This is a genomic window from Arthrobacter sp. P1_D12, assembly GCF_056406175.1.
Genome location: NZ_JBFUAR010000005.1, coordinates 391,203 through 416,173 on the forward strand (window position 1 = coordinate 391,203; position 24,971 = coordinate 416,173).

Sequence of the window (24,971 nt, forward strand, 5' to 3'; positions counted from 1 at the left end):
GTCGGTCAGTGTGTCAGCAGCTTGGACAGGAAATCCTTGGCCCGGCTGCTCTTGGGGTTGTTGAAGAATTCCTCGGGGGTCGCGTCCTCAACGATCTGGCCGTCGGCCATGAACACGACGCGGTCGGCCGCCTTGCGGGCGAAGCCCATCTCGTGGGTGACCACGATCATGGTCATCCCCTCCTTGGCGAGCTGGACCATGACGTCCAGGACCTCGTTGATCATTTCCGGGTCAAGTGCCGAGGTGGGCTCATCGAAGAGCATCACCTTGGGCTTCATGGCCAGGGCGCGGGCGATGGCAACGCGCTGCTGTTGGCCGCCGGAGAGCTGGGCCGGAAGTTTCGGGGCCTGATGCCCGACGCCGACCCGCTCCAGGAGGGCCATGGCGTCCTTGTCGGCCTCGGACTTGGCAACGCCCTTGACCTTGATGGGGCCGAGGGTGACGTTTTCCAGAATGGTCTTGTGGGCGAACAGATTGAACGACTGGAAGACCATGCCGACGTCGGCGCGCAGCTTGGCCAGTTCCTTGCCCTCCTCGGGCAGTTCCTTGCCATCGATCTTGATGTCGCCGTCGTCGATGGTCTCGAGGCGGTTGATGGCGCGGCAGAGCGTCGACTTGCCGGAACCCGAGGGGCCGATGACAACAACAACTTCACCCTTGCGGACGTTCAGGTTGATGTCCTTCAGGACGTGCAGCTGGCCGTAATGCTTGTTCACGGCCTTCAGGGAGACGAGGGCATCGCCGGGCACTTGAGTAGTCATAGTACGAATCTAGCGAAGATTGACCAGATATGACGGCAATCACTCATTTTGGTGCAGATCGTGATTCAAGAGATACCTGCACGTCAGGTCCCTTGCCGGACTGCGTCGGACATTCGCCGTTGACCTCGGCGAACGGCCTCGGCAGGCGCTTGCGGCCGTGCGGCGCCGACGCGCCGACGCGGCGGCGGCCGAGTTCCGCGCTAGCCTATGGGCATGAGTACCGATCCGCAGCACGGCCCCAAGCAAAACCTCGAGCAGAACCCGGAACAGAACCCCGCCGGAAAGCCGGCCCGGGAGGCCCGGAGCACACCGGCGCCCAACGGAATCCGCCACAAGGGTCCGCTGGAGCTGCGCCGCAAGGCCGCCAAGGTCACGATGTCCGACCAGACCTTGCTGGACACCAAAGGGCCGGGACAGTTCGTCCACACCGACCCCTGGCGCGTGCTGCGGATCCAGAGCGAGTTCGTGGAAGGATTCGGCGCGCTGGCCGATCTCGGTCCGGCAGTCAGCGTCTTCGGTTCCGCCCGCACCGTGCCGGGGAGCCCGTACTACGAACTCGGCGTCGAGGTCGGACGCCGGCTGGCCGAGGCCGGACTGGCCGTGATTACGGGCGGCGGCCCCGGCTCGATGGAGGCCGCCAACATGGGCGCCGTGCAGGGCAACGGCGTCTCCGTGGGGCTCGGAATCGAACTGCCCTTCGAGCAGGGCATGAACCAGTGGGTGGACCTGGGTATCAACTTCCGGTACTTCTTCGCCCGCAAGACCATGTTCGTCAAGTACGCCCAAGGCTTCATCGTGCTCCCCGGCGGCCTCGGCACCCTGGATGAGCTCTTCGAAGCCATGGTCCTGGTCCAAACCCGCAAGGTCACTTCCTTCCCGATCGTCCTGGTGGGAACCGCTTTCTGGAGCCCCATGCTCGAGTGGGTCCGGGACACCCTCGTTGCGGAGGGAATGGTCTCGGCTGAGGACCTGGACCTCGTGCAGGTGGTGGACGACCCCGCGCGGGCGGTCGAGCTGGTCGTGGAAGGCGCCGCCCGCCACCGGAACCCGAATGGCGGCTCCACCAACGGGACCGGCACGGCGGACATCAAGGGAACGCGGGGCTGATCCGTCGGCCTGAGCGCTCCGGCGTCCGGCTTCTGGCACGATGGTCTAGTGAGTCTCTTCCTGGTTTTCCTGGCGATTGTGCTGATCGGCGTCGCCGTCCTCCTGGGCACCGGCCTGGCAACGAAAATCTTCCGTCGCCGCCGGGACGGCGGTGCGGGCGGTTCTTTTGACGACGGTTTCGACGAGCCGGTCGCATCCCTGCCGCCGGTCCTGCTGCCCGAGCGTGCGGCCGCGGCGGACATTGACCGTCTGCGCTTCGCCGTCGGACTCCGCGGCTACCGGATGGACCAGGTGGATCAGGTCCTGGATGACCTGCGGGAGCAGATCGTCGCCAAGGACCAGGAGATCGAGGCACTTGGGGAGGAACTGGAGCGCCTCCGTCCGCCGACCGAAGAGCGTCCGTGAGCCGCGTGGAAGACCCGGAGACCGTCGCGGCGCCTGGGGCCCGGAAGCCCCAGGGGTTGAACGCGGCCCTGTGGAGCCGCATCGCCGCCGCGGGCGCCGGGATGGCGCGGTGGCCCTGGTGGGCGCAGGTGGCCGGACTCTACATCGCCGCGAGGCTGGTCAGCGCCTGCATCTTCATGGCCGCCGCCCTGCACCAGGGCGTGAATCCGTGGTTTCCCGCCAAGCCCGACTATTGGGACTTCATCAACATCTGGGATGCCCGCTGGTACGCCCAAGCGCTGCAGGCGGGGTATCCGGCGCTTCTGCCGACCGACGACGCCGGCACCGTCCAGGAGAACACGTGGGCCTTCTACCCCCTGTTTCCCGTGCTGGGCCGGGTGGTGTCCGGCCTGACAGGCACGGGCCCGGCGTGGTCCCTGACGGCCATCGCCCTGGTGTCCGGAGTGGGTGCAGCCCTCGTGGCGTACAGAATTTTCCGGCACCGGGCCACGCACCGCACGGCGCTCTGGGGGACCGTGTTCCTGGCGGCTTTCCCGGTGGCGCCGGTGCTGCAGGTGCCCTACGCCGAATCCCTCAACCTGCTGCTCCTCGGCGCCGCGCTGCTGCTTGTCATGGAGCGCCGGTACCTGTGGGCGATGCCCGTTGTGGTCCTGATGTGCCTTTCCCGGCCCACGGGGGTTCCGTTTGCGGCGATGATGGGCCTGTTGCTGCTCTACCGTTTCTGGCAGCACCTCACCGCGCAAACCCGCACAGCGCAAACCCGCACAGCGCAAACCCGCACAGCGCAAATCCGCACGGCGCAATCCCGTACCGCGCAATCCCCCACGGCGCAACACTCCGCGAATCAGAGCCCCGCGACACAGGGCGTCACAGTGCAACGCCGGGACGGCGTCGCCGAGCTGTGGTCATTGGGCGGGCTCACCGCCGTCAGCGGCATCGGTGCGCTGCTGTGGCCTGCCATCGCCTGGGCCGCAACTGGCGATCCGGGCGCCTACACCAAGACCGAAACCGCATGGCGGGGCGATGACCTGGTGCCGTTCAAGCCATGGTTCGACGCCGGCATTATGCTGTTCGGGCCGACGCTCGGCGTGCTGGCTCCCTTCGTGTTCGTTGCCGCGTTCACGCTGCTGATGATGTCCCGGCCGGTCGTCGCCCTGGGCACCGAGCTGAGGCTCTGGTGCTGCTGCTATATGGGCTACCTGCTGGTCTTCCTGCACCCCCAGACCAGCACGTTCAGGATGCTGCTGCCGCTGTTCCCGCTCGCCCTCAGCGCCGCCCTTCTCTCGCGTTCCCGCGCCTACCGGGGCACCGTGGTGGTCATGTTCGTGCTGCTGCAGATCGTCTGGATTGTGTGGCTGTGGGCGTGGGCGCAACTGCCGGGCGGAGGGGACTACCCGCCGTGACGCACAGCACCATTTCGCGGCGCCGGCCCGGCCTGGCGGGACGCGCTGGAAAGTCCAACGATTAGCTACGGGCGCATTGTTACGCGATAATAGAGGATAAGCAAGGACAAGAAGCACACAGTTTGTAAGCGGTTTATTTGTGAGTTTGCCGGTCACGGCAGCCTCCTGGAGCGCTGCCGGACGGCTTGATTGGCCAAGCGGACGCAGCCCGGCCGGGCTGGTATGTCAGGGACTAATGGAGGGGATATTCCTTATGGCGGCAATGAAACCACGCACCGGCGACGGCCCTATGGAAGTGACGAAAGAGGGACGAAGCCTGATCATGCGTGTTCCGCTCGAAGGCGGGGGGCGGCTTGTAGTCGAACTCAATGCCGCTGAGGCGACAAACCTCAAGGAATGCCTCGTCGGCGTCACCGAATAGCGTCACGCCAAGAGCTTCGCAACAGGGCGGGGTCCCGGCCAACAGGCTGCGGACCCCGCCCTTTGCTGTCAGTACCCGCCCCTTGCACCCGGGCTAGTGAATCCTGGCTGCTACTTCTTCACCGCGATCAGCAGGCCGTCTCCGGTGGGCAGCATGGCGGAGGCAAGACGGTCGTCGTCGCGGATGGACTTGCCGATCTGGCGCAACACCACGGTGGTGGCTTCCCGGGCGGCCGGGTTCGCGACCCGGTCCTTGTCGAGGGCATCATTGACGATTAGCAGCCCGCCGGATTTGAGCAGCCGCACGGCCTGTTCGACGTAGCTGGGGTAGTTCGGTTTGTCCGCGTCAATGAAGACGAGGTCATAGGCGCCGTCCGTAAGCCGCGGCAGGACATCCCCGGCCCGGCCAGAAATGGTGCGGGTGCGGTTGGCCGGGCTGCCGGCCTCCTGGAACGCTTCGCGCGCTGCCTTGAGGTGTTCGACGTCGACGTCGATAGTGGTCAGGACAGCCTGCGGACCCAGCCCGCGCAGGATGCACACGCCGGACACGCCTGCGCCGGTGCCGATCTCCACGGCGGTCTGTGCCTTGGACGCCGCCGCCAGCACCGTCAGCACGGCGCCCACGCCGGGGCCGATCGGGGTCACGCCAAGCTCGAAGGACCGTTCGCGCGCGTGCAACAGGACCTCATCCTCGGCAGGCAGATCTTCTGCATAGGACCAGCTCGTGGACTTATCGGCGCTCATGGGATATCGCTTTCTGGGCGGCAGGGGAGTGTTCCCTACAGCGTACTGTGTCCGGCGGGACGGGACGCGGAGGCGGCAGCACCGTGGCCCCGGCCGGAGGGGGTCGTTCTGCCTTCGGCGGAAGACCGCGGTGGATCAGGAAATTCCCAGCTTATTTTGAAATGATGGGTATCCGCTCATCCGCGTGGTGATCGGCGTCGAATGAATGGTGCAGGAACCTGTGCAAGCAGGCACAATTCAGGCGTAGGTACCATCCACGAGGGGAGTGGACGATGTCGATTCTGGCACCTGTCCCGGCAACTGAGGCAACAGATTCAACCGGCCAGTCCCGGACCGCGGCGGAAGCCGAATGGGTCCGGCCGACCTGGGAGGAAGTGGTGACGAACCACTCCGCCAAGGTCTACCGCCTTGCGTACCGGCTGACCGGAAACAAGTACGACGCCGAGGACCTCACCCAGGAGGTGTTCGTCCGGGTCTTCCGTTCACTCGAGAACTTCAAGCCCGGCACGCTCGATGGCTGGCTGCACCGGATCACCACCAACCTGTTCCTGGACCAGGCCCGTCGCAAGAGCCGGATCCGCTTTGACGCTTTGGCCGACGACGCCGAGTCGCGGCTGCCGGGCCGGGAGCCCGGGCCGGAGCAAAGCTTCGAATTCAACAACCTCGACGTCGATGTCCAGGCAGCGCTCGAGGAACTTCCGCCTGACTTCCGCGCCGCCGTCGTGCTGTGCGACCTTGAAGGGCTCTCCTACGACGAGGTCGCCGCCGCGCTGGACATCAAACTCGGGACCGTCCGGTCCCGGATTCACCGCGGCCGGACAATACTCCGTGAAAAGCTCGCGCATCGCGACCCGCGCCCGGCGCAACCGGCCAAGCAGTCCCTCAAGCCGCGGCTCAAGATGCCGCGCATCGCCGGCCTCCTCTGAACCGGTCAATGGGTCTGCTGAGACGTTTACTGGGAGCACCAGGCTGCAGGTTCTGGTGCGGGCCCGGGGCTACCCGGAAATGGGCCGCCGGCCGCCACGACCACGTGGAAGCATGTGCCGAATGCCGCGCCCGGCAACAGCGCGAACGCCAGTACCTCGAGAAGCTCCGCGGCGCCGCCGTGCCCGAGGCCAGTGAGGACCTGACTGCACGGCTCCTGGCACGGACCGGTCAGCTGGCCGCGGAACGGGCGGCGTCGGAACGGACCGCCGAAGCGGAGCGGGAACAAACAGCCCCGGCAGCTCCGGCGCCTGCAGCTCCGGCACCTTCAGCTCCTACACCTTCGGCACCTTCAGCTCCGGAACGGGCCATGGCGGAACGCCCCGACCCGGCCGTCACAGCGGAAGTATTGGACGCAGCGGAAAGGCCGGGCGCGGCTGACGCCGCCGGGGCCGGCCATCGTCCGTGGCCCTCGGACCGGTTCCATGCAGAACACCCCGCGACGGGTGGGCCAAGGACGGCGGGGCCGGTCGCCGGTCGCGCCGTCGCCGCGGGTCCACACGGCGCCCGCCGCCGCGGCCCGCGCCTGCCGGTACTTGCTGTCGGCGGAGCCGTCGCCGCCTTGGCCCTCATGACCGGCACCGCGTACGTCATGGGAGGCGACGACGCGGTCCCCGCCGAGGGTGCAGAGACTGCCACCCTCGCCCACCCGGATGCCCCCGGGCTGCCCGCCAGCGGTGAGCCGCTCGGTGCAACGGAGCTGTTCGACGCCAGCGGATCCGGCGTCCCCGGCGCTGAGGGAACCGGGCCCCGTGTCGCGTTCGGCCTCGGCGGCGAGCCCGACTTCACCCCTGACGGGACGCTGAACACCGGCGAGCTTGCCGCGTTCCGCTCGCAAGGATGGACATGTCCGGAGCTGCACGAGCTCGGATTCCACCTCATCTGGGCCCGCGCCGGCGTCATCTCCGGGGACGAGGTCCTGGAACTTCGCCTCACGGATGGCCGGCACTTCGCCACGGTCCTTGAGCAGCACGCCTCGACGCGGGCGCCCGCGGCGCCCCCCGCACCCGCACGGGCCGAAGTTTCGCCCATCAACGTGCTGACCGGACACACCGCCGTGGCAGACGGCTTCATCCCGGCCAAGGCCGGCACGCCGTCGGCCGCCCCCGAACCCGGAAATGGCTTTCTTTGGGTAAACCCCGCCCCGCCCTACCGGGCCATCTACCAGACGTCGGCGGCGACATACACGTACATTTCTGACCTGCCGGCCGAGCAGGCGGACGACGGCGTTGCCGCGCTGACCCGGGTCAGCAGTGGCACTCCCGTGCCGGCCTCGCACAACGGAATTCCGGAACGGATCGAACGTGGATTGAGCCGAATCCTGGAGCACCTGGCACCGTGAGGCAGGGACGGGCCGGACATGGCCGGCATACGGACTTCGCGGAATCGTCGCCAGCCCGAGCGAGAGGGTAACCTTCCTAAAGTGCTTGGAATCAATGGACCGGAGTTCTTACTTCTGCTGATCATCGGCCTTCTGGTGATTGGTCCCAGCAGGCTGCCCGAATACACCCAGAAACTTGCCAATATTGTCAAGGAAGTGCGCCGGATGGCGTCCGGTGCGCGGGAACAGATCAAGGAAGAAGTCGGCATCGACATCGATGAGGTCGACTGGAAGAAGTACGATCCGCGCCAGTACGATCCCCGCCGGATCATCAAGGAAGCGCTCCTTGACGATGACACCAAGCCGATGAGCGCCGGGGCACCCGCAACGGTCTCCGCGGCCGCTGCCGCGACTGCCGTCGCCGTGCACCGCCCCGAGCGGGTGCTCGAGCGGCTGCCCGAGGGCGAACCGGCACCCTTCGACTCAGAGGCGACCTAGGACTTCCCTCGGCGGACCTGCCGCAGTGCCTTCGCAGGGATGCGGACGGGCCCTGTCAGCGGGGCTGCAGACCCAGCGGCATGCCCTTGAGGCCGCGGGGAACCGACGCCAGCCTGCCGGCGATCCCCGCCAAGGCCACGGCCGCAGGAGTCTCCGGACGGCCCAGCACCAGCGGCACTCCGGAATCCCCACCCTCACGCAGCAGGACTTCGAGTGGAATCTGGCCCAGCAGCGGCACGTCCTCACCCACGGTGGCCGAGAGGCGCTCGGCCAGCACGGCGCCGCCGCCGCTGCCGAACAGTTCCATCCTGCCGCCGTCGGGCAGTTCAAGATACGACATGTTTTCCACGACGCCGGCCACGGTCTGGCCCGTCTGGGTGGCGATCGCACCCGCCCGCTCGGCAACATCCGCGGCGGCCGCCTGCGGAGTGGTCACGACGAGGATCTGCGCCTTGGGCAGCAGCTGGGCGACGGAGATCGCGATGTCGCCGGTGCCGGGGGGCAGGTCCAGGAAGAGGGCGTCGAGGTCGCCGAAGTAGACGTCGGTGAGGAACTGCTCGAGCGCCCTGTGCAGCATCGGGCCCCGCCACGCCACGGGCTGGTTCCCGGTGACGAACATGCCGATGGAGATGACCTTGACCCCGTAGGCCACGGGCGGCAGGATCATGTCGTCCACCCGCGTGGGGGCCTGTGTGATGCCCATCAGCGCCGGAACGGAGAAACCGTACACATCCGCGTCTACGATCCCCACACGGAGCCCCTGGGCGGCCAGGGCGCATGCCAGGTTGACCGTGACGGAGGACTTGCCCACGCCGCCCTTGCCGCTCGCGACGGCGTACACCTTGGTCAGCGAGCCCGGCGCGTTGAACGGGATGCCGCGCTGGGCGCCGGCGCCCCGCAACTGCTCCTTGAGGGCGTCGCGCTGGACCTGCGTCATCACTTTAAGGTCCACGTCCACGCCGGTGACGCCCGGGACGGCGGACAATGCAGCCTCGGTGTCCGCCGTGATGGTGCCGCGCAGCGGGCAGCCCGCGATGGTCAGCAGCACCGCGATCCGCACGCGGCCGCCGTCGCCGATCTCAACGGACTCCACCATGCCGAGCTCGGTGATGGGGCGGCGGAGCTCAGGGTCGATCACGGTGGCAAGTGCGCCGTGCACTGCCTGTTCCAGCGGGGTGCTCATGCGGGCGATGCTCAGCTTTCGGGGATGGTGCGGTGTGCGGGCTGGCGGGTGGGATCGGTCACGGCCTCAGAGTGGTTCGCCGACGGGTTCGGCAGTTTCCCCGAGGGGTTCCCTGTCGGGTCCTGTGAAGAGTCCTGCGACGGGTCCACCGCACGGTCCTTCGCCGGGTCATCGCGCTTGCCGCCGGCCTTGACCCGGGGGATTTGCTGGGTCCGGGGGCTGCGCTGCTTGTCGCGCCGCTCCTTCATCTTCTCCTTGACCTTTTCCCGCGGGGTCTCGTGGGCGCCGGCGGAAGGATCGTGGGTGCGCAGTTCCTCCTGGGCCTCCAGCATGTCCTCCAGCAGGCTGCGGAGCTCGGCGCGGACGTAATCGCGGGTGGCGACCTCGCGCAGCGCGATGCGCAGGGACGCAAGTTCCCGGGTCAGGTATTCAGTGTCGGAGAGATTGCGCTCGGCCCGCTGACGGTCCTGCTGCAGCGAGACCTTGTCGCGGTCGTCCTGGCGGTTCTGGGCCAGCAGCAGCAGGGGCGCGGCGTAGGAGGCCTGCAGGGACAGCATGAGGGTCAGCAGCGTGAACCCCAGCGCCCGTGAATCGAACTGCCATTCCTCCGGCGCCCACGTGTTCCAGCCCAGCCAGAACAAGCAGAACACCGTCATGTACATCAGGAACGCGGGGGTTCCCATGAAACGGGCGAAGCCTTCCGTGGCATGGCCGAAGGCGTCCGGGTCGGGACGGAAGTTGGGCAGGATACGCTGCCGGCCGCTCAGGGGCGTGTCGAGGCCGCCGGTGGTCCTGCCGCCAGGGCGGACATTGGAGGTCCGTGGTGCTGTGGGATCAGCCAATGCGGCCTCCAAGCTTTCTTATCGGGGCATCGTCCTCGTGGGCGCGCCAGTCGTCCGGCAACAGATGATCAAGCACGTCGTCAACAGTCACCGCCCCCACAAGCCGTCCGTCATCGTTGACAACTGGAAGCGAGTTGAGGTTGTACGTTGCCAGCGCGCGGGCGACCTCGCTGATGTGGGCCTGGTCGGAGACCGGCTCCAGGCTCTTGTCCACCAGATTGCCCAGCGGCTCCGGCGGCGGAAAGCGCAAGAGCTGCTGGATATGGACGACGCCGAGGAATCGTCCCGTCGGCGTCTCCAACGGGGGCCGGGCGACGAAGATCGACGACGCCAGGGCGGGGGAGAGTTCCTCCCGGCGGACGTGCGCGAGTGCCTCGGCGACGGTTGCTTCCGGGGGAAGGATCACCGGCACGGGCGTCATGAGCCCGCCGGCGGTGTCCTCGTCGTATTCGAGCAGGCGGCGGACGTCTTCGGCGCCTTCGGGTTCCATCAACTGCAGGAGTTCTTCAGCCTGGGCGCTGGGGAGTTCGGCGAGGAGGTCGGCGGCGTCGTCCGGATCCATCTCCTCGAGGACGTCGGCGGCGCGGTTGACGTCCAGGGCGGAGAGGATCTCCACCTGATCGCCTTCGCGCATCTCCTGCAGGACGTCCGCGAGCCGTTCGTCCTGGAGTTCGCTCGCAACCTCGAAGCGGCGCTTGTCGCTCATTTCCTGCAGGGCCTCGGCGAAGTCGGCGGGCTTGAGGTCCTCGTGCGTGGCCACGAACTGGGTGGCGGCCTGTGGCTCGGTCTTGGCGCCTTGCCGGGCATCGGCCCAGTCGATGATGAGGGTTTCATTGCGGCGCAGCCGGCTCAGGGGCGAGAGGGAGTGGCCGCGGCGGACGAAGAGCTTGCTGACGAACCAGTCGCCGGAGCGGTGCCGGTCCATGGCGATGTCCTCGATGGTCGCGTCGCCGCTGCCGTCCGCAAGGGTCACCCGGCGGTCGAACATTTCGGCCACCACAAGGGTTTCCGCGCCGCGCTGTTCGAAACGGCGGAGATTGACCAGCCCGGTGCAGATGACCTGGGTCTGGTCTATGGACGTAATCCGGGTCATCGGCACGAAGACGCGCTTCTTGCCGGGGACCTCGACGACGATGCCCACCACGTGCGGGGCGCCTCTGGTTCCGCGGGAGAGCACCACGACATCGCGCAGCCGACCCAGACGGTCGCCCAATGGGTCGAAGACGTCCAGTCCGAGGAGGCGCGCGACAAACACTCGCGAAAGATTCGTGCTCACCCCTACAGGCTACCGAGTCTGCTCTCTTTTAGCTGAATTTCCAGCCGCACACCAGCCCGATGGGTGAGAATGGGCATATGTCAAACATTTTTGGTGCTCCCAGGGCCGGTGCCCCCAACGGCTCGGACGAGGCCCGCACCGTCCCGAGAGGCGACGTTGTCGGTTCCTACAACTCCTACCTGGATGCCCAGAAGGCGGTGGACTACCTGGCTGACCAGCAGTTCCCCGTGCAGATGGTGTCGATCGTGGGCAATGACCTGAAGATGGTCGAGCGGGTGACCGGCCGGCTCACCTACCCCCGCGTCGCCCTCTCCGGCGCCCTCAGCGGCATGTGGTTCGGCCTGTTCGTCGGCGTCATGCTGTCCTTCTTCTCCACAACCCCCGGTTATTTCTCGATTGTGACGTCAGTGCTGATGGGTGCCGCGTTCTTCATGCTGTTTGGCATCGTCACGTACGCCATGCAGCGCGGCAAGCGTGACTTCACCTCAACCAGCCAGGTGGTGGCGACCAATTACGACGTCGTGGTCTCCTTCGAGGCCGCCGGCGAAGCGCGGCGCCTGCTCCACCAGCTGCCCATGACGGCGCATGACGCGTCCGGTGCCGCGGCCGGCGGTTTCGCTCAGCAGGACTACCGTCACCAGGCACCGCAGCAGCCCGGCCCACAGCAGCCGGGACAGCAGAGCCAAGCACCGCAGCGCCCCGCGGGCTGGAACGACCCGTACGGCCAGAGAACGCCTGAGACCGGCGCAGACCCGGCCGGGCAGTACCAGGGCGGTGCGCCCCAGCAGGAGGGCCCCGCAGGCCCCGCTCCGACGGCACCGGCCGCGGCTGAGGAGGCGGCGGCCCGCCCGGCCGGCCGGGTTTCCGGGGTGAGCTATCCGGATCTCCCGGACGGCCGCCCGCAGTACGGGGTCAGGGTCACGGACAGCGAGAAGCCCGCGGCAGGCCAGGACGGCCAGCAGCACTGATTCAGGCAACACTGAGGCCAAGGAAAAACAGGCAGCAACAAGGGAGGGTCCCGGACATCCGGGACCCTCCCTTTTTTGCTGCTTTTCTTGCTGTTTACTGCCTGACTGACCTACGGCGTCTGGCCGTCTACTTCCAGGTAGATGCCGGCCATCCAGGACTCGACGTCGTCGGCCTTGCGCGGCAGTGCGGCGCTGAGGTTGACCGGGCCGTCGGCCGTCATGAGGATGTCGTCCTCGATCCGGACGCCGATGCCGCGGTATTCCTCGGGGATGCCGATGTCCTCGCTCTTGAAGTACAGGCCGGGTTCGATCGTGAACACCATGCCGGGCGTGAGCACGCCGTCGAGGTAGAGTTCCCGCTTCGCCTGGGCGCAGTCGTGGACGTCGAGGCCGAGGTGGTGGCTGGTGCCGTGCGGCATCCACCGGCGGTGCTGCTGGCCCTCGGTGCTCACGGCTTCCTCGACGGAGACGGGCAGGAGGCCCCATTCGGCAAGCCGCTCGGCCAGCACCGTGGTGGCTGCCGTGTGGATGTCCCGGAACTTCGTGCCCGGCTGGGCGGCGGCAAAGCCGGCGTCGGCGGCGTCGAGCACTGCCTCGTAGACCCTGCGCTGGACCTCGGAGAACTTGCCGTTGGCCGGCAGGGTACGGGTGATGTCCGCGGTGTAGAGGGAATCGGCCTCGACTCCGGCGTCCAGCAGCAGCAGTTCGCCCGCGTTGATCTTGCCGGTGTTCCGGGTCCAGTGCAGCACGGTGGCGTTGTTGCCGGAGGCGGCGATGGTGTCGTAGCCGAGCTCGTTGCCTTCCTCGCGGGCCCGGGCGAAGAACGCCCCTTCCACGACGCGCTCGCCGCGGTGGTGGGTCAGCGCCCGCGGGATCGCCTTGACCACCTCGGTGAAACCGGCAACGGTGGCGGCGACGGCGATCTTCATCTGTTCGATTTCCCACTCGTCCTTGAGCAGGCGCAGTTCCGAGAGGGCCTCTGTGAGTTTCTCGTCCAGGGCGTCGAGCACGCTCAGGTCGAGGTTGTCGGGGTCCTTGGCCGTGTTGTAGCGGGCAGTGTCGACGAGCGCGTCGATGTTCTCGTCAACCTTGCGGACCAGCCTGATGGAGATTCCGCCGATCTCCGGCGCACCGACATTCTTGGTGATGGCGAGTTCGAGTTCGGCGATGTCGGCCGTGTCGAGTCCCAGCTTGGCCTTGAACTCGGCCAGGGTCGGGCGTGCGCCGATCCAGAACTCCCCGGAGCGGGAATCGGCGTAGAACTGCTCGGTGTCGCGGCCGGCCAACGGGCGGAAGTACAGCGTGGCGTGGTGGTTTCCGCCGTCGTCGCCGGTGCCCTCCGCGACCGGTTCCAGGATCAGGACCGCATCAGGTTCGTGGTCCAGGCCGAGGCCGGTGAGGTGAGCGAAGGCGGAGTGCGGCCGGAAGCGGTAGTCGCAGTCGTTCGAGCGGACCTTCAGTGGGCCGGCGGGGATGACCAGGCGTTCACCTTTGAACTGGCCTGAGATGGAGCGGCGCCGGCCTGCGGCGTGGCCCGCGACGGCGTCCCGCTCGGGGAGCTGTTGCGAGGCCGGCGCCCAGTTGCTGGCCATGAAGGCTTTGAAGGCGTCGGAGCTGGGCCGCTGCGAGCGGTTGTTGACGCGCTCTTCGAGGGGCTGGGAAGCGGAGACTAGGGTGTTATCTGCATCGTTCACCGTCCCATAGTCTCACCAGCGCCGCGGCTTAGGCCAACGGCGCGCTCGCGCTGCAGGGCCGCTGCAGGGCCCGGCAAGAAGGGGCCGAGGCTTTGGATACTGCCATCTACTAGGCTGGTGAGGTGAGGATTGACCTGCATGCGCACTCCAACGTTTCCGACGGCACCCAGGCGCCGGCCGGCGTCATGGAGTCCGCCGCCGCCGCGGGCCTCGACGTCATCGCCCTGACCGATCACGATTCCACTGCCGGGTGGGCGGAGGCCGCCGTCGCCGCCCGGAAAGCCGGGGTCGCGCTGGTCCCGGGGATGGAGATCTCCTGCCGCACAGCGGAAGGCATCAGCGTCCACCTGCTCAGCTACCTCCACGACCCCGCGCATCCCGGACTGCTTGAGGAAATCACCAAGTCCAAGGACGCCCGGCACACGAGGGCGCAGAAGATGGTCACCCTTTTGTCGGAGGACTACCCGCTGACATGGGACGACGTGATTCACCACGTCGCGCCGGGGGCCACCCTGGGCCGCCCGCACATCGCCGACGCGCTCGTCGCGGCCGGTGTGGTGGAAGACCGGGCCGAGGCTTTTGGTTCCATCCTCACAGCACGTTCGCGCTACTGGGTCCAGCACTATGCGCCGGAGCCGGCGCTCGCTGTCGAACTGGTCCGTGCGGCGGGGGGCGTGCCGGTGTTCGCCCACCCCGTGGCATCCGCCCGCGGCCGGATCGTGGGGGAGGGGACCTTCCGGGAGATGATCGACGCCGGCCTGGCAGGCCTGGAAATCTACCACCGGGACAACCCCGAGGAGGGCCGGACGTTCCTGCGCCGCATCGCCGAACGCTATGGCCTGCTGATCACAGGGTCCTCCGATTACCACGGCGCAGGAAAGCCGAACCTGTTGGGCGAGAACCTGACCTCCGCAGAAGTCTTTGCCCGGATCGAGGAACTGGGCACAGGCTCGTCCGTGGTGCGCTGAAAAGCCGCCCCGGCCCCGGGTTGCGCTATCATTTAGCGTCCGTTTGAAGCCCCCCCGGGCCCCGAATAGCCGCCACAAGTGATAGCACAACGGGTGGGAACGGCGGGGCTCGCTGGAACGGCGGGGCGCGGTGAGAGCGGCGGGTCAGACCGTCGGGAAAGACGTGAACTGCGCCTGCGCGGCCAGGCGCTTGGCCATGACGTCGATGGCCGGCTGGTTCTGGTCCACGCACACGAACCTGCGGTCGAGTTTCGCGGCCACGGACCCGAGCGTGCCAGAACCTGCGAAGAAGTCCAGGCACCAGTCGCCCGGCCGGCTCGAGGCCGCAACCACGCGGCGGATCAGCCCCTCCGGCTTCTGCGTCGGGTAGCCGGTTTTCTCCTTGCCGGTCGGCGAAACGATCGTGTGCCACCACACGTCCGTGGGCAACTTGCCGAGCTCGCGCTTGGCGGGGGTCACCAGTCCGGGCGCCATGTAGGGCTCACGGTCCACCTCGGCGCTGTCGAAGTGGTACTTCGCCGGGTTCTTGACGTAGACGAGGATGTTGTCGTGCTTAGTGGGCCAGCGGTACTTGGCCCTTGCACCGTAGTCGTACGCCCAGATGATCTCGTTCAGGAAACATTCGCGGCCGAAGATCGCGTCCAGCATGACCTTTGCGTAGTGCACCTCGCGGTAGTCCAGGTGCAGGTACAGAGTGCCGTCGTCGGCCAGGAGCCGCCAGGCCTCCACGAGCCGGGGCTCGAGGAAGGACCAGTAGTCGCTGAACGCGTCGTCGTACTTGTGCAGCGCGCCCTTGATGGTGTCGTAGGACCGGCCCTTGAACCCGACGCGGTCACCCTCGCCGCCGGCGTTGAGCACCATCCTGGTTTCCTGGCGCCGCTGGACCCGGCCGGTGTTGAAGGGCGGGTCCACGTAAATCAGTGTGAAGGCGCCGTCCGGCAGCGTGGGGAGGTATTCCGCGTTGTCCGCGTGAACCACCAGGTTGCTGCCGTCCGGCGCCCAGACGGTGTCAGTCATGGAGGGGATTAGGCCTCGGCGCCGCTCGGCTGTGCGTCGCCGCCGGCCACTACCTCGCCGTTGCGGCGGCGGGTGCGGGTCCGGCGCCGGGCACGGGTCGCCCGGTCCACCTCGGTGGGGGCCTTCGCCGGAGCGGCGGCGGCAGCTTCCGGTCCCTGTCCGTTCGCGGGGGACGCCGTGGCGGCATCGGCCTCGGCGGGACGGCGACGGCGGTCGCCGGAGCGGCCGCCGGCTTCGGTGCCGCTGCGGCGCGAGTCACGTCCGCCGGTGCGGCTGCCCTCGCGGGCGCCGTCACGGCTGCTCGTGCGGCTGCCTTCACGGGCGCCGTCACGGCTGCTCGTGCGGCTGCCGTCCTTTGCGCCGTCCCTTCCGCTGTCCTTTGCGCTGGTGCGCGAGTTCTTCTTGCCGGTCTCGCCGAGGTCTTCGAGGACCTCCGCGTCGACGCCGGCCAGCACACGCTTGTCGCGCGGCAGCCGGCCCTTGGTGCCTGCAGGGATGTCGAGTTCCTCGAACAGGTGGGGCGAGGACGAGTAGGTTTCCACGGGCTCGGGGTAGCTCAGGCCGAGGGCCTTGTTGATGAGCCCCCAGCGCGGCATGTCGTCCCAGTCAACAAAGGTCACGGCGGTGCCCTTGTTGCCGGCACGGCCGGTGCGGCCCACGCGGTGCAGGTAGATCTTCTCGTCTTCGACGCACTGGTAGTTGATTACGTGGGTGACGTCGTCGACGTCGATGCCGCGGGCGGCGACGTCGGTGGCAACGAGGACGTCCACCTTGTTGTTGCGGAAGGCGCGCAGCGCCTGTTCGCGGGCGCCCTGGCCGAGGTCACCGTGGATGGCGGCCGCAGCAAAACCGCGGTCCACCAGTTCCTCGGCCACCTTCGCGGCGGTGCGCTTGGTCTTGGTGAAGATGATGGTCCGGCCGCGTCCGCGGGCCTGCAGGATGCGGGCTACCACTTCCACCTTGTCCATGCTGTGGGCACGGTAGATCAGCTGGCGGATGTCGCGCTTGGTCAGGCCCTCGTCGTCCGGGTCCGCGGCGCGGATGTGGGTCGGCTGGGTCATGTAGCGGCGGGCCATGGCGATGACCGGGCCGGGCATGGTGGCGGAGAACAGGAGCGTTTGGCGGACCGCGGGCGTGCCGGCGATCAGGGTCTCGACGTCCGGCAGGAACCCAAGGTCCAGCATCTCGTCGGCTTCGTCGAGGATGACGATCTTGACGTTCTTCAGGCTCAGGTGCTTCTGCTTGAAGAGGTCGATCAGGCGGCCGGGGGTGCCGACGACAACCTCGACGCCGTTCTGCAGCGCCTCGACCTGCGGCTCGTAAGCGCGGCCACCATAGATGGTGGCGATGCGGGCGTTGCGCTTCTTGGCGGCGTTTTCGAGGTCCTTGGCTACCTGGACGGCGAGCTCGCGGGTGGGCACGATCACCAGGGCCTGCGGGGCGCCGGGAACGGCCAGTTTGTCGAAGCCGGCGTCGTCGCGGCCGACGACGCGCTGCAGCGCCGGGATGCCGAAGCCGAGCGTCTTGCCAGTACCGGTCTTGGCCTGGCCGATGATGTCATGCCCTGCCAGTGCGACCGGCAGGGTCATGGCCTGGATCGGGAAGGGGTGGGTGATGCCGGCGTCGGCCAGGGATTCCACGATGTCCGCGCGGACATTGAAGTCGGCAAAGGTCTTCTCGGCAATCTCGTGCGGCTTTTCGTCCGAGATGATGGTCTCTTCGGGCTCGATGGTCTCCGTGCCGGACTCATCGGTCAGAAGCTGGTGCGTGTGCAATTCACTCACAGGGGAGTTTCCTTATTCATTTTGGGCTGCGCTGCTTGCTCAACGGGGCCGGCCATGGCGGCCGTTCCGGAGCACGCTCAGGCGCGCAAGCAATTCCAGTGGAAGCCGATCGCGGGCTATCTAAATGCTGGCACTGGGGACCAGCGGGTGTATCTCAAGATCGCGTAGGGGCGGGCTTGTTGAATTCGAAAATCATGGAAATCAACGACCGGGCATCCATTTCTACCTCTTCAGTCTAGCTGTACAAGGCGCGGATCCTCGACTGGGCGGGTGATTGCGCCTCGGAAGGTGACCGGGAGGGCGGCCGGCAGCGCTGGCTGGCGACGGCGTGGGGACGGCCCGCGGACCGCCAGCGGGCCGTCAGCCCACGAGCTCCAACTGGATTTCCCGCGTGGCGATGTCCGAGGACACCACCCGGACCCGGACTTTGGTGCCCGGTTCCAGCTCGCCGGGGCAGCGTGCGGTCACGGCGGGCTCGGCGATCTGGACGATCCCGGACGGGCCGTTTCCGTTGCCGTTGGTCTTCCCGTTGCCGTTGCTGGTGCCGTTGGTGCCCTTGGCCGGCTTGGGACCGGAGATGACGACAGCGTCGAATTCCTGGCCGATGTGGTTGACGAGCAGCGCCGCCTCAACGGTGTCCAGCGACAGCCGCTCCAGTTTCGCGGCCAGCTGGTCCGAGGTGCCCATGATGGCAGGGAGGGACGGCAGCGCCTCCCGGGCCCAGGCAGGAACTTCGGTGCCGTTGCTCAGGGCCTCGCAGATCACCAGCACGAAGCGGTCGACCAGCCGCCGCAACGGTGCCGTGGAATGGGCGTAGGCGGCGCCAATGGCGGCCTGGACGGCGGCGTTGGGCACTGTGCCGTCGAAGGGTGTGTATCCGGCACCGCGGAAGAGCATCCCGGCCGAATGCACAATGGCCAGCTGCCGGGGGTCCGTCGGGTCAAGGGTCCGCAGGTACTCGCCGTAGCGCATTTCCCCGTCCCAGGGCTTGCCGAGGGCGTGGGTCTGCCGGTGGAAGTGGCGCAGTGACGCCTCGTCCGGGGCGGGCATGGTGCGCAGGATGCCGACTTTGCCCTGGAGCATGAGCGCCGCGGCGGCCATCCCGGTCATGAGTGAAATCTGGGCGTTCCAGTCCTCCACCGGCAGCGGCGGGGCCGCCACGATCCGGTAGCCGCCGTCGGGCAGTTGCTGGATCTCCTGTTCCGGCATGTTCAGGCTCGCGCCGCCGCGCAGGCGTTCCAGTTCCACCCGTTTAATGCCTACTTCTTTCAGCAGCTGCAGCACGGGCGACGCGGTGCCGGCGTCGAGCTCGGCCTGCACGCCCTTGTAGTTGAGCTTCGCGCGGCTGCGGACCTGTGCCCGGCGCACGAGGACCGAGGCGACCTCTGCCGCGGCGTCGAGCTCGAACTCCCAGACGAAAGCAGCGCACAGCTGCCCGGCGAGCAGGCTGCCGGCGGCCTCGCTGATGATCTCCGGATGCAGCGGAATCCGGCCGTCCGGGGTGTAGAAGGTCTGGCCGCGGCGCCGGGTCTCGGCGTCGAGCGCCCCGCCCGGGGCGACAAAAGAGGGGACGTCGGCGATGGCATAGAAGACCTTGTAGCCGCCGTCGCTCCGTTCGATAAAGAGGGCCTGGTCCAAGTCGGTGGACGACGCCGGATCGATGGTCACGAACTCGACATGCGTGAGGTCAAGGTCCGGGAGCTTGTGCTCGGCCACTGCCGCCTCCGCGTCGCGCAGCACAACTTCGGGGAACGGGCCGGGCAGTTCCAGCGTGGTGCGCAACGCCTTGAGGGCCCCGGCAAGCTGGTTCTGCTGCTCGTGGACACTGGGGGTCAGGCGATGATGGGACACGAAAATCAGGGTAGCCCGATTTCCGCTATTAGTCTTGGATGATGAGCGCAACTGCGGACGATCCGGCCCTCTACAACAGCTTCATCGCCGACCTGCTGGGAGTCTTGGCGTACGGCGAGCTTTCCGCCTTCGAACGGCTGTCCTCGAGTGCCCGGTATTCGCCCACGCTGCATGACCGTGCGGTGCTGGGCAGGATGGCGGTGGTCGAGTTCCAGCATTACGAACTCGTCCGAACCCGCCTCGAACACATGGGCTTGGATACGGAGGCCGCCATGCTGCCGTTCCAGCCCTCGGTGGACCACTTCCACGAACGCACGCGCCCGTCGGACTGGTACGAGGCCCTCATGAAGGCCTACGTGATCGACACGGTCGCCGCGGACTTTTACGGCGTCGTGGGCCGGTACGTCGACGCCGCGACCCGTGAGTTGATCGGGCAGGTCCGCTCCACCGGTGAGTCCACGGCCGTGCTGCAGGCCCGCCTCAAGGCGGCCCTGGCCGATGACCCCCGGCTCGCGTCGCGCCTGGCGCTGTGGGCCCGGCGCCTGCTGGGGGAGGTCCTGAACCACGCCCAGCGTGTCAGCGCTGAGCACGCGTTCCTCGGCGGACTGTCGGGGCTGGACGACGCCGGCGCCCGGGCGCTGGTCAACGGCCTGGCGGCCGAACTCGCAGCGAATCACGCGCGCCGGATGACGGAGCTGGGTCTCGCCGGATAGTTTCAGTGCCGGCCGGTATTACGGGCCGGGGACCTGCTTAGGATGCGGCGGCGTCCAGCGCCGCCAGCAAGGCTCCGGCCGCGTGGGCCGGATCAGCGGCGTCGGTGATCGCCCGGACCACGACGATCCGCCGGGCACCGGCATCGACTACCTGCTCCACGTTACTGAGGTCGATCCCGCCGATCGCGAACCACGGCAGCAGGCTTTCGTTGACCTTGCCGGTTCCCTCCGTGTCCGCCCCGCCGATCGCCTGGGCGGCGTAGCGCACCAGATCGAGGCCGACGGCGGCGCGTCCGGGTTTGGTGGGCGTCGCCCACACGGGGCCAACACAGAAGTAATCGAGTCCTTTGCGGCCGGGCGCGGCAGCGATGGCGGCGTCCACCTGCTTCGGGCTGTGGGTGGACAGGCCGATCACGGCATCCTTGCCGAGAAAGCCGCGGGCGGCGTCGAGCGAAATGTCCTTCTGACCGACATGGAACACCGGAGCCCCGGACAGGGAGGCGATGTCCGCCCGGTCATTGACGGCCCACAGACGCCCGTGGCGCTGCGCTGCGGTGTGCAGGACCTCCAGCAGTTCCAGCTCCTCGGAGGCCTCGAGCGACTTGTCGCGCAACTGGATGATGTCCACGCCGCCGGCGAAGGCGGCGTCCACGAAGTCCTCGAAGTCGCCGCGGTCCCTGCGGGCGTCGGTGCAGAGATAGAGGCGGGCGGTGGTGTGGAGAGGGTCCTGGCTCATGGGACCAGCCTAGTTCCTCTAAACTGGGCGCATACCGCGGGAGCCCGCAGCAGCCATGTCGCCGCTGCCCGGCTGAGAGGGCGTCAGAGCCGACCGCTTGACCTGATCCGGCTAGTACCGGCGTAGGGAAGGAATTCTTCATGGGCACACGAGCAGGCCGTGCGGCCGGAGCCGCAAATGACGCCGCCGCCCAGGTTTGTGACACAGGGCCCGGTACCGCAGAGGGAATCATCGCGGGGGATTCGACTGCCGACGTGGCCGTGATCGGCGGCGGGGTGATCGGCCATGGCATCGCGTTCGAGGCCATCCGCTCGGGCCGATCCGTGGTCCTGATCGATGATGCTCCCGGCAGCGGAGCCAGCTGGGCCGCGGCCGGCATGCTGGCCCCCGTCAGTGAACTGCACTACCAGGAGGAGCAGCTCCTGGAACTGATGCTTGAGGCCTCCCGGTTGTGGCCAGGATTCGCTGCGGCTCTCGACGCCGGTGCCGCCGGCGCGGATTCCCCGGCGGGTACCGGCTACTTAACGACGCCGACCCTGGCGGTGGGGGCCGACGCGGCGGACCGGCGCGCGCTCGCGGACTTGAGGGAAGTCCAGCAGGCGTGCGGCCTGGCCGTGGAGCCACTGACAGTGCGCGAGGCACGCACCCGGGAGCCCCTGCTGAGTCCCGGCATCTCGTGTGCCTTCGAGATCCCGGCCGACCACCAGGTGGACCCCCGCCTGCTGATCACCCGGCTCGCGGGCGTGCTCGGTGCGGAAGGCGGCAGCTTCGTCCGGCGGCGCGCGGCAGGCCTGCTGTGGCAGGACGGACAGGTGGCGGGTGTGCGGCTGGCCGGCGGCGGTTCCGTGCGGGCAGCGGAAACCGTGGTCGCCAACGGGCTCGGCGCCGCCGGGCTCGAGGAGCTGCCCGCAGGACTGGCGCTGCCGCTGCGCCCCGTCTACGGCGACATCCTCCGGCTTCGCGTGCCCCCGCATCTGCAGCCGCTGCTCACGGCCACCGTGCGGGGCATGGTGCGCGGCGTCCCGGTGTACATCGTCCCCCGCCAGGACGGCACCGTGGTGATTGGGGCCACCCAGCGCGAGGACGGGCCGTCGGACCCCCACGCGGTTTCGGCCGGCGGCATTTACCAGCTGCTGCGGGATGCCCAGCAGCTGGTGCCCGCGGTCGCCGAGCTGGAGCTGCTGGAAGCCACGGCGCGGGCCCGGCCCGGCACACCGGACAACGCCCCGCTGTTGGGGCGGGTCGCACGACCGGACGGCGGGGACGTCCCGGGGCTCATCATCGCCACGGGATTCTTCCGGCACGGCGTCCTGCTGACCCCCGCCGCTGCAGTCGTGTGCCGGCAACTCATGGACTTCACGCCGGACCCGCGCTGGGCCGGGTTCCGCCCCGACCGTTTTTCCCGCATCCCGGATACGTCCGGGGACAGCCCCAAGAAGGAAGCAGCATGAACATCCGACTCAACGGAACGGAGCAGAGCGTCGCCGACGGCGCCTCCGTCTCCACACTCGTCAGCCAGCTCACGGGCCGGAGCATCGGCCCCGACGGCCGCGCTGCCGACGGGCGGAAGCTCGGTGTCGCCGTGGCCCGCAACGCCGAAGTGGTGCCGCGCAGCCAGTGGCACGCCACGGCGCTCGCCGACGGCGACGACGTCGAACTTGTCACGGCAGTCCAGGGAGGATGACCAGCATGAACGAGACGACGTTCGCAGGAACACAGGCCGTCCCCATGACCGGTGCGGTGGCCGATCCGTTCGTGGTCGACGGCGTAAGGCTCGGCTCCCGCCTCATCATGGGAACCGGCGGTGCGCCGAGCCTGGACGGGCTCGGGGCGGCGCTGGTGGCGTCCGGGACGGAGCTGACCACGGTGGCGATGCGCCGCTATTCGCCGGCGGAGACGGGCTCGCTGTTCCAGCTGCTCGAGGACCATCAGATCCGGGTGCTGCCGAACACGGCAGGCTGCTTCACCGCCAAGGACGCCGTCCTCACCGCCGAACTGGCGCGGGAGGCCCTGGAAACGGACTGGGTCAAGCTCGAAGTCATTGCCGACGAGCACACACTGCTGCCGGACGCCGTCGAACTCGTGGACGCAACCGAACAGCTGGTGGCCCGAGGCTTTAAGGTCTTCGCCTACACGAACGACGACCCCGTGCTTGCCCTCCGGCTCGAAAACCTCGGCGCGACGGCCGTGATGCCGTTGGGCGCCCCGATCGGCACCGGACTGGGCATCCTGAACCCGCACAACATCGAGCTGATCGTCTCGCGCGCGTCCGTGCCCGTGGTGCTGGATGCCGGGATCGGCACGGCTTCGGACGCCGCCCTGGCGATGGAACTCGGCTGCGACGCCGTGCTGTTGGCTACGGCGGTGACCCGTGCGCAGAATCCGGTGCTCATGGGCGAGGCCTTCAAACATGCCGTCATCGCCGGCAGGCTGGCGAAAGCGGCCGGCAGGATCCCGCGGCGGGAACACGCCCTGGCGTCCTCTTCAATGGAAGGCCGGGCCGAGTTCCTCTAACGCCCGCTCGGCCGGCGGGGCTGATCTGGTTGCACCGGCCGGACGTCCTGATCACCATTGCTCTTGATGACGCGCTGGCGCGATCATCCGAAGGCCCGGCCCGGCCCGGCCGGGTCGACGTGCGGCGGGGATGAACCAGGTATGCCGTCGGTCCGCATCCGGATGGTTCGCTGTCCTTGTGGATCAAGTGGTGGTGCGAGTAAGGCAGGGTCCCGTTAGCGCGCTGGAGACACTTTCACGAAGAATGGCGTTGCCACTTCTTTGCTTTTCCAGCTGCCCTTTTCGAGGTCAGGTGCCATCCCTTGCAGCCTCCGCATGGGTATACGCTCGCGGGCAACTTGCCCCCAGATGACGAGCCCTGCCGGATGATTTCTTGGAGGGCGCGGTTCGCGTGCCAGGGGGTGGAGTAGGTGATCTTGGTGCAGCTTGCCATCGGGCGAAACCCTTCTTGAAAGAGTACGCGCGTGGCTCATATCCACACTTGAGCGCCACCTAACAGTTGCGTCCCAGGTTCCACATGATTGTGTCGTTCAAGGCACAACGTATCGCAGCCCTAACTGCGTTGCAATCGTGAGTCTTCGGCCCAAGATTCTCTGAGAAATAGCTGCTGCTCCCAGAGCTCTTATTAACGACCTGTCCCGTTGCCGGGTTCCGGTGGTTCCGGCGCGGAACTACTACGTGATGGGGTGGCCTTCGCACCAGGACGCGGAGAGATTCGGCCGGTGTCCAAGACCTGGCCCTCGCCGCCGAGGACGACGGCGATCAAGTCGGAGTCGCAGCCGATATTGCGCGCGGTGGGGGCGGTGACGCGTCGGCGGGACTAGCCGTGGGCGCCGGGGTCACTCCAGGCGGAAGTATCTGTTCCGGCGGGGTGTCCGGGCGGGGTCGAGGTGGGGTGGCGGGATGAACCAGGGGGTCCCGGTGCGCATCTGGATGCTCCAGTGTTCCTTGTGGATCACGTGGTGGTGATGGGAGCAGAGCAGGGTGCCGTTGCCGGCTCCGGTGGTTCCGCCGCGGGACCAGTAGGCGATGTGGTGGGCCTCGCACCAGGATGCGGGGATCGTGCATTGCGGGAAGGCGCAGCCCTGGTCCCGGGCCGTGATGGCCTTGCGGATATGCGGCGGGAAGACGCGGGAGGCCCGGCCGATGTCCAGGATCTGGCCCTCGCCGCCGAGGACGACCGGGATAATGTCCGCGTCGCAGGCGATTTTGCGGATGGTGCCGGCGGTGACCGGGCCGGTGAACAGCAGCGTCCCGGTGCCGTGTCTGGTTCCCGTGCCGTGCTGTGCGGTGTTGGCAGGGCCGCCTGCTTCGGCGGGAGTCGTCCCGAGCCGGGTGAGCAGGTCCCGGTAATCGATGGTGGCCATGACCTGGGGCCGGAGCCCGCCGGCCGCGGGCAGCCCTCCGGCGGCGAGGGCTGCCTTGCACGCGCCGACCAGGCCGTCGAGCAGCCGTTGGGGCCGGGAGCGGAGGTCCAGGGACGGCAGCGCGGGGTCCTCCCGCGGGGCGGGCTCATCAGCCGCGCAGGGCGCATCCGCCGCCGCGGACCCGTCACCAGGTCCGGTGGCGGTGCTTTCGCCGGTGCGGGGGTTGGTGGCGGTGTTCATCACGGTGATCAGGTGTTCGAACTGGTCCGTGGTGGCGAAGATTTCCAGGTGCTGCAGGCCGTGCCGGGGTTTGCGGAGGAAGGCGCCCTGGAGCTGGCGGAGCAGTTCCTCGGAGGGTTCGGCGCCGTCCTGGTCCAGCGCCTCGGCCCAGCTGCGGCTGACCCGGGCCAGGAAG

24 protein-coding genes and 1 riboswitch are annotated in these 24,971 nt (G+C 68.0%); of the genes, 13 read left to right on the plus strand and 11 right to left on the minus strand.

The annotated features are described in order from the left end of the window. Nucleotides 1-5: 5 nt before the first annotated feature. The gene (locus AC1DZV_RS06300; protein WP_028275678.1) at nucleotides 6-761 is read right to left on the minus strand and encodes an amino acid ABC transporter ATP-binding protein; all 756 of its coding nucleotides are present in this window, start codon (nucleotides 759-761) and stop codon (nucleotides 6-8) included. A 207-nt stretch (nucleotides 762-968) separates the two neighbouring features. Between AC1DZV_RS06300 and AC1DZV_RS06305 the strand changes: the two genes are divergently transcribed. The 4 genes from AC1DZV_RS06305 to AC1DZV_RS06320 all read left to right on the plus strand — a co-directional run bounded on the left by AC1DZV_RS06305 (nucleotide 969) and on the right by AC1DZV_RS06320 (nucleotide 4,097). Continuing rightward, the gene (locus AC1DZV_RS06305; RefSeq protein ID WP_028275677.1) at nucleotides 969-1,868 is read left to right on the plus strand and encodes an LOG family protein; all 900 of its coding nucleotides are present in this window, start codon (nucleotides 969-971) and stop codon (nucleotides 1,866-1,868) included. A gap of 48 nt (nucleotides 1,869-1,916) precedes the next feature. Beyond that, nucleotides 1,917-2,273, plus strand: a complete 357-nt coding sequence (locus AC1DZV_RS06310) for a DivIVA domain-containing protein (protein ID WP_476950010.1) — start codon at nucleotides 1,917-1,919, stop codon at nucleotides 2,271-2,273. A 101-nt stretch (nucleotides 2,274-2,374) separates the two neighbouring features. Continuing rightward, the gene (locus tag AC1DZV_RS06315; RefSeq protein WP_476953268.1) at nucleotides 2,375-3,676 is read left to right on the plus strand and encodes a hypothetical protein; all 1,302 of its coding nucleotides are present in this window, start codon (nucleotides 2,375-2,377) and stop codon (nucleotides 3,674-3,676) included. 253 nt (nucleotides 3,677-3,929) lie between these two features. Next, the gene (locus AC1DZV_RS06320) at nucleotides 3,930-4,097 is read left to right on the plus strand and encodes a DUF3117 domain-containing protein (protein ID WP_079550332.1); all 168 of its coding nucleotides are present in this window, start codon (nucleotides 3,930-3,932) and stop codon (nucleotides 4,095-4,097) included. Between the two features lie 110 nt (nucleotides 4,098-4,207). Here AC1DZV_RS06320 and AC1DZV_RS06325 read toward each other — a convergent pair whose 3' ends face one another. Beyond that, nucleotides 4,208-4,840, minus strand: a complete 633-nt coding sequence (locus tag AC1DZV_RS06325; RefSeq protein WP_018773821.1) for an O-methyltransferase — start codon at nucleotides 4,838-4,840, stop codon at nucleotides 4,208-4,210. 272 nt (nucleotides 4,841-5,112) lie between these two features. On the opposite strand from AC1DZV_RS06325, the gene sigE reads away from it, so the two are divergent. The 3 genes from sigE to AC1DZV_RS06340 all read left to right on the plus strand — a co-directional run bounded on the left by sigE (nucleotide 5,113) and on the right by AC1DZV_RS06340 (nucleotide 7,643). Beyond that, on the plus strand, nucleotides 5,113-5,766 hold the full coding sequence (gene sigE / locus AC1DZV_RS06330) for an RNA polymerase sigma factor SigE (RefSeq protein ID WP_028275673.1): 654 nt from the start codon (nucleotides 5,113-5,115) through the stop codon (nucleotides 5,764-5,766). Nucleotides 5,767-5,870: 104 nt separating this feature from the next. After that, entirely contained in the window at nucleotides 5,871-7,166 is a 1,296-nt protein-coding gene (locus AC1DZV_RS06335; protein WP_476953249.1) for a hypothetical protein, read from the plus strand. 81 nt (nucleotides 7,167-7,247) lie between these two features. Further along, nucleotides 7,248-7,643 (plus strand): twin-arginine translocase TatA/TatE family subunit, encoded by a 396-nt coding sequence (locus AC1DZV_RS06340; protein ID WP_028275671.1) that lies wholly within the window; start codon nucleotides 7,248-7,250, stop codon nucleotides 7,641-7,643. Nucleotides 7,644-7,698: 55 nt separating this feature from the next. Here AC1DZV_RS06340 and AC1DZV_RS06345 read toward each other — a convergent pair whose 3' ends face one another. The 3 genes from AC1DZV_RS06345 to AC1DZV_RS06355 are packed head-to-tail and all read right to left on the minus strand — an operon-like array spanning nucleotide 7,699 to nucleotide 10,944. Further along, nucleotides 7,699-8,826 (minus strand): Mrp/NBP35 family ATP-binding protein, encoded by a 1,128-nt coding sequence (locus AC1DZV_RS06345; RefSeq protein ID WP_476950006.1) that lies wholly within the window; start codon nucleotides 8,824-8,826, stop codon nucleotides 7,699-7,701. 11 nt (nucleotides 8,827-8,837) lie between these two features. Continuing rightward, the gene (locus tag AC1DZV_RS06350; protein ID WP_476950005.1) at nucleotides 8,838-9,680 is read right to left on the minus strand and encodes a DUF1003 domain-containing protein; all 843 of its coding nucleotides are present in this window, start codon (nucleotides 9,678-9,680) and stop codon (nucleotides 8,838-8,840) included. Next, nucleotides 9,661-10,944 carry a magnesium transporter MgtE N-terminal domain-containing protein gene (locus tag AC1DZV_RS06355; RefSeq protein ID WP_028275668.1) on the minus strand — a complete coding sequence of 428 codons (1,284 nt, stop codon included), beginning with the start codon at nucleotides 10,942-10,944 and terminating at the stop codon, nucleotides 9,661-9,663. Before AC1DZV_RS06355 ends, AC1DZV_RS06350 begins: the two co-directional genes overlap by 20 nt. Before the next feature lie 77 nt (nucleotides 10,945-11,021). Here AC1DZV_RS06355 and AC1DZV_RS06360 point away from each other — a divergent pair, with 77 nt between their 5' ends. Next, nucleotides 11,022-11,912 (plus strand): YflT domain-containing protein, encoded by an 891-nt coding sequence (locus AC1DZV_RS06360; RefSeq protein ID WP_476953250.1) that lies wholly within the window; start codon nucleotides 11,022-11,024, stop codon nucleotides 11,910-11,912. 110 nt (nucleotides 11,913-12,022) lie between these two features. Here the strand turns inward: AC1DZV_RS06360 and AC1DZV_RS06365 are convergent, their stop codons facing one another. Beyond that, the gene (locus tag AC1DZV_RS06365; protein ID WP_476950003.1) at nucleotides 12,023-13,606 is read right to left on the minus strand and encodes an aminopeptidase P family protein; all 1,584 of its coding nucleotides are present in this window, start codon (nucleotides 13,604-13,606) and stop codon (nucleotides 12,023-12,025) included. A gap of 122 nt (nucleotides 13,607-13,728) precedes the next feature. Between AC1DZV_RS06365 and AC1DZV_RS06370 the strand changes: the two genes are divergently transcribed. Continuing rightward, the gene (locus tag AC1DZV_RS06370; RefSeq protein ID WP_476950002.1) at nucleotides 13,729-14,574 is read left to right on the plus strand and encodes a PHP domain-containing protein; all 846 of its coding nucleotides are present in this window, start codon (nucleotides 13,729-13,731) and stop codon (nucleotides 14,572-14,574) included. Nucleotides 14,575-14,718: 144 nt separating this feature from the next. Here the strand turns inward: AC1DZV_RS06370 and AC1DZV_RS06375 are convergent, their stop codons facing one another. The 3 genes from AC1DZV_RS06375 to AC1DZV_RS06385 all read right to left on the minus strand — a co-directional run bounded on the left by AC1DZV_RS06375 (nucleotide 14,719) and on the right by AC1DZV_RS06385 (nucleotide 19,226). Further along, the gene (locus AC1DZV_RS06375; RefSeq protein WP_028278091.1) at nucleotides 14,719-15,591 is read right to left on the minus strand and encodes a DNA-methyltransferase; all 873 of its coding nucleotides are present in this window, start codon (nucleotides 15,589-15,591) and stop codon (nucleotides 14,719-14,721) included. An 8-nt stretch (nucleotides 15,592-15,599) separates the two neighbouring features. After that, a complete protein-coding gene (locus AC1DZV_RS06380; protein ID WP_476953251.1) occupies nucleotides 15,600-17,375 on the minus strand; it encodes a DEAD/DEAH box helicase in 1,776 nt (591 codons plus the stop codon). A 360-nt stretch (nucleotides 17,376-17,735) separates the two neighbouring features. Then, the gene (locus AC1DZV_RS06385; protein ID WP_476950000.1) at nucleotides 17,736-19,226 is read right to left on the minus strand and encodes an RNB domain-containing ribonuclease; all 1,491 of its coding nucleotides are present in this window, start codon (nucleotides 19,224-19,226) and stop codon (nucleotides 17,736-17,738) included. Between the two features lie 38 nt (nucleotides 19,227-19,264). Here AC1DZV_RS06385 and AC1DZV_RS06390 point away from each other — a divergent pair, with 38 nt between their 5' ends. Further along, complete coding sequence (locus tag AC1DZV_RS06390; RefSeq protein ID WP_476949999.1) at nucleotides 19,265-19,939, plus strand: ferritin-like fold-containing protein; 675 nt, start codon at nucleotides 19,265-19,267, stop codon at nucleotides 19,937-19,939. Between the two features lie 37 nt (nucleotides 19,940-19,976). Here AC1DZV_RS06390 and thiE read toward each other — a convergent pair whose 3' ends face one another. Next, a complete protein-coding gene (thiE, locus tag AC1DZV_RS06395; RefSeq protein ID WP_476953252.1) occupies nucleotides 19,977-20,675 on the minus strand; it encodes a thiamine phosphate synthase in 699 nt (232 codons plus the stop codon). Nucleotides 20,676-20,701: 26 nt separating this feature from the next. Continuing rightward, nucleotides 20,702-20,822, plus strand: a riboswitch (TPP riboswitch). Here thiE and thiO point away from each other — a divergent pair. From thiO to AC1DZV_RS06410, 3 genes are all read left to right on the plus strand, one after another. After that, on the plus strand, nucleotides 20,816-22,126 hold the full coding sequence (thiO, locus tag AC1DZV_RS06400) for a glycine oxidase ThiO (RefSeq protein ID WP_476953253.1): 1,311 nt from the start codon (nucleotides 20,816-20,818) through the stop codon (nucleotides 22,124-22,126). It overlaps the preceding riboswitch by 7 nt. After that, nucleotides 22,123-22,359, plus strand: coding sequence for a sulfur carrier protein ThiS (gene thiS, locus AC1DZV_RS06405; protein WP_018773837.1), 237 nt, complete (start codon nucleotides 22,123-22,125; stop codon nucleotides 22,357-22,359). Before thiO ends, thiS begins: the two co-directional genes overlap by 4 nt. A 5-nt stretch (nucleotides 22,360-22,364) precedes the next feature. Further along, complete coding sequence (locus AC1DZV_RS06410) at nucleotides 22,365-23,189, plus strand: thiazole synthase (protein ID WP_476949996.1); 825 nt, start codon at nucleotides 22,365-22,367, stop codon at nucleotides 23,187-23,189. A gap of 839 nt (nucleotides 23,190-24,028) precedes the next feature. Here AC1DZV_RS06410 and AC1DZV_RS06415 read toward each other — a convergent pair. Continuing rightward, on the minus strand, nucleotides 24,029-24,971 hold a 943-nt coding region (locus AC1DZV_RS06415), incomplete at its 5' end, for a DUF222 domain-containing protein (RefSeq protein WP_476953254.1).

What these genes read in the sequence shown, in the direction of transcription:
- AC1DZV_RS06345 (WP_476950006.1), bottom strand. Translation starts at nt 8,826, where the DNA reads ATGAGCACCCCGCTGGAACAGGCAGTGCACGGCGCACTTGCCACCGTG.
- AC1DZV_RS06315 (WP_476953268.1), top strand. Translation starts at nt 2,375, where the DNA reads ATGGCGCGGTGGCCCTGGTGGGCGCAGGTGGCCGGACTCTACATCGCC.
- AC1DZV_RS06320 (WP_079550332.1), top strand. Translation starts at nt 3,930, where the DNA reads ATGGCGGCAATGAAACCACGCACCGGCGACGGCCCTATGGAAGTGACG.
- thiS (WP_018773837.1), top strand. Translation starts at nt 22,123, where the DNA reads ATGAACATCCGACTCAACGGAACGGAGCAGAGCGTCGCCGACGGCGCC.
- AC1DZV_RS06360 (WP_476953250.1), top strand. Translation starts at nt 11,022, where the DNA reads ATGTCAAACATTTTTGGTGCTCCCAGGGCCGGTGCCCCCAACGGCTCG.
- thiE (WP_476953252.1), bottom strand. Translation starts at nt 20,675, where the DNA reads ATGAGCCAGGACCCTCTCCACACCACCGCCCGCCTCTATCTCTGCACC.
- AC1DZV_RS06305 (WP_028275677.1), top strand. Translation starts at nt 969, where the DNA reads ATGGGCATGAGTACCGATCCGCAGCACGGCCCCAAGCAAAACCTCGAG.
- AC1DZV_RS06375 (WP_028278091.1), bottom strand. Translation starts at nt 15,591, where the DNA reads ATGACTGACACCGTCTGGGCGCCGGACGGCAGCAACCTGGTGGTTCAC.
- sigE (WP_028275673.1), top strand. Translation starts at nt 5,113, where the DNA reads ATGTCGATTCTGGCACCTGTCCCGGCAACTGAGGCAACAGATTCAACC.
- AC1DZV_RS06300 (WP_028275678.1), bottom strand. Translation starts at nt 761, where the DNA reads ATGACTACTCAAGTGCCCGGCGATGCCCTCGTCTCCCTGAAGGCCGTG.
- thiO (WP_476953253.1), top strand. Translation starts at nt 20,816, where the DNA reads ATGGGCACACGAGCAGGCCGTGCGGCCGGAGCCGCAAATGACGCCGCC.
- AC1DZV_RS06410 (WP_476949996.1), top strand. Translation starts at nt 22,365, where the DNA reads ATGAACGAGACGACGTTCGCAGGAACACAGGCCGTCCCCATGACCGGT.
- AC1DZV_RS06325 (WP_018773821.1), bottom strand. Translation starts at nt 4,840, where the DNA reads ATGAGCGCCGATAAGTCCACGAGCTGGTCCTATGCAGAAGATCTGCCT.
- AC1DZV_RS06390 (WP_476949999.1), top strand. Translation starts at nt 19,265, where the DNA reads ATGATGAGCGCAACTGCGGACGATCCGGCCCTCTACAACAGCTTCATC.